The organism is Candidatus Borrarchaeum sp., assembly GCF_019058535.1.
GTDB lineage: Archaea > Asgardarchaeota > Sifarchaeia > Borrarchaeales > Borrarchaeaceae > Borrarchaeum > Borrarchaeum weybense.
Window position 1 is genome coordinate 1 of the sequence record NZ_JAHPYX010000019.1, and the last position, 6,051, is coordinate 6,051.

General features: G+C 36.8%; 5 protein-coding genes. 2 read left to right on the forward strand and 3 right to left on the reverse strand.

Annotated features, from left to right (window positions below; translation table 11 throughout):
* Together QVB70_RS01225 and QVB70_RS01230 are read left to right on the forward strand one after the other, a co-directional pair.
* A partial coding sequence (locus QVB70_RS01225; protein WP_287582568.1) for a hypothetical protein occupies positions 1 to 1,263 on the forward strand: 1,263 nt, incomplete at its 5' end.
* A 3-nt stretch (positions 1,264 to 1,266) separates the two neighbouring features.
* The gene (locus QVB70_RS01230; protein WP_287582570.1) at positions 1,267 to 2,565 is read left to right on the forward strand and encodes a thymidylate synthase; all 1,299 of its coding nucleotides are present in this window, start codon (positions 1,267 to 1,269) and stop codon (positions 2,563 to 2,565) included.
* 50 nt (positions 2,566 to 2,615) lie between these two features.
* On the opposite strand, the gene QVB70_RS01235 is transcribed toward QVB70_RS01230, so the two are convergent.
* The 3 genes from QVB70_RS01235 to tmk all read right to left on the reverse strand — a co-directional run bounded on the left by QVB70_RS01235 (position 2,616) and on the right by tmk (position 5,857).
* Positions 2,616 to 3,779 carry an ArsA family ATPase gene (locus QVB70_RS01235; RefSeq protein WP_287582572.1) on the reverse strand — a complete coding sequence of 388 codons (1,164 nt, stop codon included), beginning with the start codon at positions 3,777 to 3,779 and terminating at the stop codon, positions 2,616 to 2,618.
* 108 nt (positions 3,780 to 3,887) lie between these two features.
* On the reverse strand, positions 3,888 to 4,499 hold the full coding sequence (locus QVB70_RS01240) for a PadR family transcriptional regulator (RefSeq protein ID WP_287582574.1): 612 nt from the start codon (positions 4,497 to 4,499) through the stop codon (positions 3,888 to 3,890).
* Positions 4,500 to 5,227: 728 nt separating this feature from the next.
* Positions 5,228 to 5,857 carry a dTMP kinase gene (tmk, locus tag QVB70_RS01245; protein WP_287582576.1) on the reverse strand — a complete coding sequence of 210 codons (630 nt, stop codon included), beginning with the start codon at positions 5,855 to 5,857 and terminating at the stop codon, positions 5,228 to 5,230.
* Between the last annotated feature and the right edge of the window lie 194 nt (positions 5,858 to 6,051).

Here is a 6,051-nt window from a genome sequence, read left to right on the forward strand (position 1 = left end):
GTAGTATGCTATGGTTTTGAAAACCCAACTGATAAAATTGATGATAATTTTACTATTATTGGAAGTAACGGTACCATACCCACGCTATTGCCCCGATATTTCAAAAATATAGATCCTTTCATATGGGTTTCACGCTTTCAACAGCAGATTGTGAATATTTTAGATTTGCGCAATGAAACAGATCTTAACAAAATTTCAGAAGAAATCGCTAAACTTGGAGAACAAGCATTTGAAACATTCCCCGATGAACCTCTCTTTCCTCCTGTGCAAAAGGTAAATTACGATTTTGGAACGTTGGCGAGTTCTGAATATGATATCACTGAGATTGATGTAAAGAAAACTGAAAATATGCTTTTAGGAAATCCGCTCTTTTTTTCTAATACACAGCTACTGGTCTACGATATAGGTGGCACAAAGATTGGAGGACAACGAGGAGAATACCCATGTGTCTTAGCTGGAACGATTTTTTATAAGGGTGATAAGATGGTGGAAAATTCCGATCGAGGATTATTTGACAAAAAACTAGCCGCTGATTACATTTATCAACAGGAACTAAAATCATTTGAATTTGAAATCCCATCAATGGTGCATGTCGTTGGTGAAACACCAATGGCTATTGAAAACTATCTATTGTTTGCTATAGAGCGTACAGACTCTCCGATTATAGTAGATTCCCCAGACGCTGCGACAAGGATTGCTGCAGTTCAGTTATCAAAAGATATGGGGTTCGACAACCGAATAATTTACAATTCTATCTTTGTCCAAGATGAAGCGGAAATAAAGACGCTTACCGAAATTGGAGGCGTTGAATATGCAATAATTTTACCATACGATCTCACTGTTGAAGAAAGGGTCGTAAAGACAAATGATCTCATTAATTTTGCAAAAGATGCTGTCAAGAAACCAATTTTGGATCCGGGTGTCCCTAAACTTGGTGAAGGGGGTTTTAGTGCACTCCATGCTGCATGGACCTTAAAAGATATTTACGGGTTCCCAATGGCTATTGGAATTCACAACTTACATTCAAGATTGCCAAAAAAGGAAAAAGGATTATCAGCAAAATCATTAGATTTTGGATTTAATTATGCGTTTCCATCAAATTTTGGGATAGATATTAACATGTATGGACCGATAAAAAGGGCTGATAAAATCTTTCCAATGATTGCGGCTATTGAAACTATGATCGCTGATGAACTGATTAAAATCTACGATATATCACCTAGACCTCCACATCCATATTATAAACTTGGTCTGGAAGGATGAATAGTGCTTAAATGTGCAGAAAACATTGAGGATCTCTATGGTCCGTATATCATTAGAGGAAGATCAATCGATTTAGTTTGGAGAACATATTTGTCAAAAATCATTGAACAAGGATTATCTGTAATCACAGAAGATAAACAACAGAAAACTAAGGAGACCTTATGTTGCATATCCCATTTGACTGACTGGAAAAGTGGGCGAATAGTTCCTAGAAATTATGTTGGATTATCACCAGAAATTATTAGAACACAATACCTACCACAGTATCTAAGCGGCGAAAAGGGAGATCATACATACACCTACGGTTGGTGTGTAAGAAAAAGATTTGGATTTGACCAGACCAAACTGGCAGTCGAGCAATTAAAAACTTCAAGAACAGCATTCGCGCAACTTTGGAATCCTATAGAAGATCTAAAAAGTGCTAATCCACCTTGTGTTGACATAGCACTGTATTACAATGATTTTTCAACAAAAATGCTCCACATGATTGCCTATATCCGTAGCAATGATATGGGACGTGCCCACTCTGATGATGTTGCAGGTCTCTACGAAACATTTCTCCGTTATGACGGCGCCTTTAATTTATATGGAGCCCAGAAAGCTGCAGGTACATTAACAACCATTTCAGGTTCTGCTCATATATATGATACCTCAATTCCTGAACTACAAGAAATTTTGGTTGGTTCTGTTACTTTAGCGAATGAAAATCAGCCTTTAAATACCAAAACTTTACCAGGGCCTATTTTGTTTCAATCAAGAACCTATCAAAGTTTCCTTTCAGAATTAGAAGTCAAATTCAAAAAATACTGCAGAGAAAATAATGGATCATTTGATCTCTTTTTTACTGTAAGATTTGATGATTTAGCTTCTTCTGATTTTGATTCGAGTCAAACATTAGAAAAATTAAATGACCAGATTAAAGATCCTTCGCTTGAAAGTACGATTCGAAATTATCAAGGAGTAACAGATACTGGGAATGCATCAAGTATTGATCAAATCGAGTTTATTGCAAAAAAACTTAGAAATGCACCGAGAAGTCGACGGATGGTTATTGCGCCTAATAATCCCTCCAAAAAAATCTATTCTTTGAATCCTATAATAGTTCAATTTCTTTATCGACTTGAAAAATTGTATACAATTGCATTATTCTCCAATTACAGCCTTATAGATATTCCTAAGGCAGTAATTATGGTTAGAAATCTCCAAAATGAAGTCCTCAAAGGCACAGATATCGCTGCTGGACCTATAGTGTTTCTATTTATGCCTGGTACCCATAAAACCAAGCATTTCTCTCTTTCGTGAATTATATGCATTCTGAAAAAGAATTTTTGATGAATGACATCTATTTGGTGTCATCCTTTGAGAAACAAAATCTTAAGCTCATTTTCGTGGAATTTAGCCTTTTCGATCTCCTTGTCCCGAATAATTGTGGGGAGATATAAAACACGCTTGTATTTGCCTACACGAATAACCAGTGTGTTACGATCGTGCTCGATTGATAATTCACCTTTTTCGCTGAAAGGCAGTTTTATAACCAGTTCATAGTTTCCATTGTCTTGTTGCACAAGTTGAAACGGTCTTTCTGTAGTTAGAGTTTCAGTCGGATCTTTATCATGATAGAGCGCATCTGCCACTTTTCCAAGAAGCGTGGTACCTATGATTTCTTCCTGGAACAGTGGAACTGGAAGAATTGGAAGTGGATCAAATGCTTCATCGATCTGATTCATATAATCGGCTTGCTGTTGTTTCCAGCGCACAAAAAATGGATCACTAACCTCCTCTGGAAGTAATCTATTGACTACAACTCCGTCAACGAGAAAACCAAACAAGTTCATAAAGGTTAATGTGCGCATCGATTCTAGTAATACCATTTTTTCTGGATTAACCACCAACTTAACCGTTGTGACCGATGGATCTACAAGCAGTTCTCGAACTTCCATTGCTTCTTCAATCAAAGAATCTGTAACTTTTTGCACATCTGCACCAGGTAATGAGACTGGTAAAAGCATCCGAAGTGGCTTTAATTCCTCAAGTATTATTTTTTCGAGCTCCACCAGATTTCGACCAAGTGAACCGATGACCTCTGGAAAACTCATTAAACGAAGTGTATGTCCTGTAGGCGCCGTATCCAATACTATAACATCGTACTCGTTTATGTACTGACGGATAGTTAAAAGACTAAATAACTCATCCATTCCAGGAATTACTACCATCTCACTCGCTAAAGCTTGGTCAAACCCTCTCGCAGTAAATAATTGTGTAAGATACTTGAGTACAATCTCCCATTTTTCCTCCATCAGGCGCTGGGAATCAATTTCCAGACCATATAAATTCTCGCTTATCTTTTTCGGGGAGTGACCACCTAAATTAATACCTATTGCGTCACTTAAACTATGAGCTGGATCTGTGCTGAGCATTAAAGTTTTTTTTCCATTCTCTGCACACCGTAAACCTGTAGCTGCCGACACAGTTGTCTTTCCGGTGCCACCTTTTCCTGTAAACACTAAAATTCGCATTTAATAACCTCCTCTTTCATCGCAAGTAGTTCAACTCAACTATCCATTGAATCATAAAAAATTACTGAAAATTGAATAAAAACGAGTCAAATTGTGACGATTAGTGTTTTATTCAACACTTATCTCAAAAGATTTCGAATTGTCGCCAGAATTCTTTTTTGGGTTACTTAGAGTATTGTTGACAGCCTCTAACTCACTTTCTAGAATTTTTTTATACTGCATGAGCACCTCTACAAGCTGATCTGGCTTTACAATTTGAATTAACCATTCTCTTAATTGTTTACCTCTATCTTCCATAAGCTGTATAACATCTTTTAGTCTGTTTTCTACATATGTTTGGTAAGGGCTAAAATATTCGTCGATAAAACTAACAAATTTGCCTAGTAGGTCGATTTCTTGATCAAAACGTTCTGCAATAATCTTTAGAACACCTTTTCCCTTGTCCGTTAATTGATACATCTTTTTTGTGCCACCCTCTCCACTTTCAGTGATATTCTGAATTAACTTATCATTTTCTAATCTGGAGAGTGTAGGATATATTGTGCCGCTTTTTGGCTCCCATGCGCCACCAAACTTCCCTTTTAGATCTTGTATAATATCTGAACCTGCCATCGGCTTTTCTTGTAGCAGCACTAATATTAAAAATTCAACTGGGCTCACTTTTCGTTCAAGTACATTTCTGAAAAGCCCTCTACCTAATCCTCGACCAAGCCAAAACATGTTACTCTTCCTCTTTTTAATAAATGTAGAGTTATCAAAATCAACGGGTTAAATTACCTTAAAAAGACTTTTGGTTATAAAAAATACTCTTTCAGTATTTATAAATACCATGTCGAAAAAATAAAAGAAAATCAAAAGAAAGAAAGACTTACAACATTTCCTTTGCCAGAACATGAAAAGAATCTATAAAATCAATGAAGAAAAGAATTTGAATGTTCAGGCAAATCGCACCACAGAGTATTCCTTTTTATTATTGACGCATCCTTCTATTTGTCGAAGAGTCTAATTTCGAAAAATATACGTTTTCAAAAAGAATCAAATCCAAGTTCTGCCCCCGCCAAGATACCCGCGTTACACAGAGGGGAGGGGGAGGGAGCTCCAGAGCCTAAAAGAAAAGTAGTATTCAATTCGGCTCTGAAGCGTTATTTGTCAAATAGTCGTTATGCTTTTTAAAAATTTCGATCAATGTATATTGAGGTTTCTAGTTCAGAAAAAATTAAAGTGGATTTTGTAATATTCTGGTTAACGAATATTACTTTACGACATAAAGATAGGATTTCTTGCTTGCTTACGGGAACTGGTCACTTCTTCGTTGATCCAGCTTGATATTTCGCGGTTTCAAAATATGACAGTTGTATAAATTACAATTTGTAATCTAACAGAACAGCTAATCAAGTTTTGAATTCTTAATTCTCTTGCCCCGCTGACACGACGTATGCGACAAACGATCACTTTTTATGATGTTTCCCAAAAAAATTGATAGAAATGTCTTGAATGATCTCCTGTGATTTTTGTATAGACTGAGTTGTATCAATAACTGAGTATTCTTCTTCTTTCGCCCTTTCAAGGAAATTATCACGTACTTTGCTAAGAAACTCTCTATTTTCAAATGATTCTAGTTTTTCTCTTCTATTTAGGCGCGCCATAGCATCCTTTGGACTTATATCAAGGATAAAAGTAATGTCGGGCCAAACTATGCCTTTGTTAATAGCCTTGATCCACTCTCTTGTTAATTCTTGCGCGGATTGATATGCTAATGAAGATTCAATATATCGAGTTGTAATTACGATTTGTCCTTGTTTAAGGGCGGGCTCTATAACTTCCTTCACATGTTGTATTCTATCTGCAGCAAATAATAGTGCAAACATCTCAGGCTGCTTAATTTCGAACTTGTCTTGCAATGCTTCTTTTATTAAGCGGCCAACGGCACCCTTAGTAGGTTCTCTAGTAAGAATTACACTAAATCCTTGTTCAACCAAAAACTCATATAGAAGTCTACTATGAGTAGACGTTCCAGAACCGTCGATTCCTTCAAATGCGATCAGAAAACCTCTCTGATTTGATTGTGGGTTCGTCATGTGTTCACCTATAAAAGAAATTATAAGATTTCAGAGAATATGGTGCTCCGGCCGGGATTTTCAGGGTAGACAGACGTCAAGTCCCATTCGAACCCGGGTTTTGGGCGTGCTGTAATCAATGATATTTGATGAATACACGGTTCCCCCGATTGATCGGTTGATCGAATGTCCAGGGGTTTCTCCCAATTCTGCAC